Source organism: Mycobacterium sp. TH-M82, from assembly GCF_057473605.1.
The window spans coordinates 1-2,244 of the sequence record NZ_JBYCKY010000486.1 but is presented as its reverse complement, the minus strand read 5'-3'; the positions used below and the strand labels follow the sequence as shown (position 1 = coordinate 2,244).

Genomic DNA, 2,244 nt, shown 5'->3' with positions numbered 1-2,244 from the left:
CGCCGGCGACGATGCAGAGCGCAGCGATGAGGAGGAGCGGCGCCAAGTGACGCGCCGGCGACGATGCAGAGCGCAGCGATGAGGAGGAGCGGCGCCAAGTGACCGCCGGCGACGATGCAGTGGAGGCACCTCCGGCTTGCGGGGGACGCAGCGAAGGAGCGGCGCCGTGAAACTCGCCGTCATCCCCGGTGACGGCATCGGCCCGGAAGTGATCGCCGAAGCGGTCAAGGTGCTCGACGCTGTGCTGCCGGGCACCGAGAAGACCAACTACGACCTGGGGGCACGGCGCTATCACGCCACCGGCGAGGTGCTGCCCGACTCGGTGCTCGACGAGCTGCGCGCCCACGACGTGATCCTGCTCGGCGCCGTCGGCGATCCGTCGGTGCCGTCCGGGGTGCTGGAGCGCGGGCTGCTGCTCAAGGCCCGGTTCGCGCTGGACCATTACGTCAACCTGCGGCCGGCCCGGCTGTACCCGGGGGTGACCGGCCCGCTTATGGGCAACCCACGGATCGACCTGGTGGTGGTACGGGAAGGCACCGAGGGCCCCTACAGCGGCAACGGCGGCATATTCCGCGGCGGCACCCCGTACGAGATCGCCACCGAGGTCAGCATCAACACCGCCTACGGGGTGCGTCGGGTGGTGCACGACGCGTTCGGCCGGGCGCAGCGGCGGCGCAAACACCTGACCCTGCTGCACAAGACCAATGTGCTCAACTTCGCCGGCGACCTGTGGTGGCGCACCGTACAGCAGCTGGCGGCCGCCTACCCCGACGTCGAGGTCGCCTACTGTCACACCGACGCTGCAACCATCTACCTGGTCACCGACCCTGGGCGGTTCGACGTGATCGTCACCGACAACCTGTTCGGCGACATCGTCACCGATCTGGCCGCGGCGGTCTGCGGTGGTATCGGATTGGCGGCCAGCGGCAACATCGACGCCACCCGGACCAACCCGTCGATGTTCGAGCCGGTGCACGGGAGTGCCCCCGATATCGCGGGGCAGGGAATCGCCGACCCGACGGCCGCGATTATCTCGGTGGGCATGCTGCTGGCCCACGTCGGCGAGGACGCGGCCGCCGCGCGGGTGGACCGGGCCGTCGAGCGGCACCTGGCGACCAGGGGGGACGCCAAGCTGTCGACTAGCGCGGTCGGCGACCGGATTCTGGGGCTGCTCTGAACCGCGCGCCTGCCGGCGAGGACGATCCCGCTCTACACCGGATCGAAGGTGCGGCTGGCGATGAACGTCGGTCGCGGAGTTGACGCGCTGAACGGTTCGACCAGAGTGTTCTCCACGCTGTTGTAGACGATGAAGACGTTCGAACGAGGGTACGGGGTGATGTTGCTGCTGGACCCGTGCATGCAGTTGCTGTCGAAGAACACCGCCGATCCGACCGGGCCGGTGATCTGGCGGATGCCCCGCTCGTTGGCCAACCACGCCAGGCTCGCGTTGTCTGGGGTGCCGATCTCTTGACGCCGCAGCGACGAGCGGTAATGCTCCGGCGGGGTCTCACCCGGGCAGGACACGAACCACTTGTGTGAGCCGGGCATGATCATCAGCGATCCGTTGCAGTCCAGGTTCTCGGTGAGCGCGATCGAGACGCTGATGGCGCGCGGGGCGGGCATGCCGTCTTCGGCGTGCCAGGTCTCGAAGTCGGAATGCCAGTAGAACTCCTGGCCGTTGAATCCGGGCTTGAAGTTGACCCGGCTCTGGTGCACGTACACATTCGAACCGAGCAACTGGCGAATCGGTCCGACCAGCCGCTGATCGGCGGCCAGCGCGCCGAACGCCGTGCTGACCTTGTGCACCTCGAAGATAGAGCGGATCTCGCGACTGTCCGGCTCGAGCACCGAGCGTTCGTCGTGGGTGAGTCCGGGGTCGGTGCGCAGGTTGTCCAACTCGGCGCACAGGTCGGCGACGACGTCGGCATCCAGCAGGGTTTCGACGGCCAGGAACCCGTCGGCGTCGAAGCGGTCGACCGAGTGCGGGTCGAGCGGGCCGCCCAGCTCGTCGGGTGCCCACACCACCGGATCGTGGCGCGGTTGGATCCCGAACGTGCCGTCGCTGCGGGTGGGGTAGCGGTCGTGGCGGTCGGTCACGGTAGCGGTCACGGCGCCGTTGCCTCGGTGATCAACGGGTAAGCGCCGGATTCGTCGTGCACCTCCCGGCCGGTGACCGGCGGGGTGAACACGCACACCATGCGCAGGTCGGTGCGAGCCCGCACCCGGTGGTGCTCGTGGCCGTCG

The 2,244-nt window shown here is 68.7% G+C and carries 3 protein-coding genes and 1 pseudogene; 2 read left to right on the top strand and 2 right to left on the bottom strand.

Annotated features, from left to right (window positions below; translation table 11 throughout):
* Positions 1-84, top strand: a pseudogene (locus tag AC2VON_RS15070) (hypothetical protein); the annotation flags it as partial.
* An 82-nt stretch (positions 85-166) separates the two neighbouring features.
* The gene (locus tag AC2VON_RS15065; protein ID WP_486953673.1) at positions 167-1,177 is read left to right on the top strand and encodes a 3-isopropylmalate dehydrogenase; all 1,011 of its coding nucleotides are present in this window, start codon (positions 167-169) and stop codon (positions 1,175-1,177) included.
* Between the two features lie 32 nt (positions 1,178-1,209).
* Here the strand turns inward: AC2VON_RS15065 and thpD are convergent, their stop codons facing one another.
* Positions 1,210-2,109 (bottom strand): ectoine hydroxylase, encoded by a 900-nt coding sequence (gene thpD / locus AC2VON_RS15060; protein WP_486953672.1) that lies wholly within the window; start codon positions 2,107-2,109, stop codon positions 1,210-1,212.
* Positions 2,106-2,244 (bottom strand): ectoine synthase (locus AC2VON_RS15055; RefSeq protein WP_486953674.1); only part of this gene is annotated, 139 nt, incomplete at its 5' end. The genes thpD and AC2VON_RS15055, both read right to left, overlap by 4 nt.